1 protein-coding gene is annotated in these 1,187 nt (G+C 62.8%); it reads left to right on the forward strand.

Annotated features, from left to right (window positions below; translation table 11 throughout):
* Positions 1-162: 162 nt before the first annotated feature.
* Positions 163-1,187: IS256 family transposase (locus B1818_RS23805; RefSeq protein WP_254859890.1), on the forward strand; the 1,025-nt coding region annotated here is incomplete at its 3' end.

The raw sequence follows: 1,187 nt of genomic DNA on the forward strand, positions 1-1,187 counted from the left end.
GGGGGTGTCAGATGGTCTGTGTAAGTCCGGTGCTCATCAGTGAGAGGACAATCTATGAGCATGGCGTTAGACGACAAGCAGCACGACGACGGTCAGCAGCTGCCTGAGCTGGCTGAGCCGCGTTCGACCGCGGAGGTGGCCGAGGCGCTGGAGGCCTCGGGCATGGTCGATGAGTTGTTGGCCCAGATCGATACCGGCCAGGTCCAGATCACCGGCGACGGCGGCCTGATCCCGGGTCTGATCAAACTCGCTCTCGAACGCGGCCTGAAGGCCGAGCTGACCGATCACCTCGGTTATGCCAAGGGCGATCCGGCCGGTCGGCAACTGCCCAACGCCCGCAACGGGTCGAGCCCGAAAACGGTGGACTCCGCGGCCGGGCCGGTCGAGTTGAACGTTCCTCGTGACCGTGAGGGCACGTTCACCCCACGCCTGGTACCCAAGGGTTCCCGCCGGCTCGGCGGCCTCGACGACATGATCATCTCGCTATATGCCGGCGGCATGACGTTGCGCGACATTCAGCATCATCTGGCCTCGACGATCGGCACCGATCTGTCGCATGAGACGATCTCGAAGATCTGCGACGAGGTCCTCGACGCGGTCGATGAATGGCAGAACCGGCCGCTGGAGGCCTTGTATCCCGTCATCTACCTCGACGCCCTGGTGGTGAAGGTCAAAGACGGCGGTCATGTCCGAAACAGGCACGCCCACATCGCTATTGGTGTCGACATGGCCGGCGTCAAGCATGTGCTGGGCATCTGGATACAAGCCGAGGAAGGCGCGAAGTTCTGGGCCGGGGTGTGTGCGAATCTGGCCAACCGCGGCGTCAAGGACGTGCTCATCGTGTGCTGCGACGGGTTGACCGGGTTCCCCGAAGCGATCGAGGCGACCTGGCCATTGGCCACGGTGCAAACGTGTGTGGTGCATCTGATTCGCAACTCGATGCGGTTCGTGAACTACAAGGACCGCAAAGACGTCGCGCGGGCGATCAAACCGATCTACACCGCCCCCGACGCCGAGACCGCCCGCCGCGAATGGGAAGCCTTCCGAGACTCGGAACTGGGGACCAAATATCCGAGTGCCGCAGCAGCTTTCGATCGAGCGTGGGACCGGTTCATTCCGTTCTTGGCGTTCCCGCCCGAGCTCCGCAAAGTCATCTACACCACCAACTCGATCGAGTCGCTGAACTA

Source organism: Gordonia sp. IITR100 (assembly GCF_002009645.1).
GTDB classification, from domain to species: domain Bacteria; phylum Actinomycetota; class Actinomycetes; order Mycobacteriales; family Mycobacteriaceae; genus Gordonia; species Gordonia hongkongensis.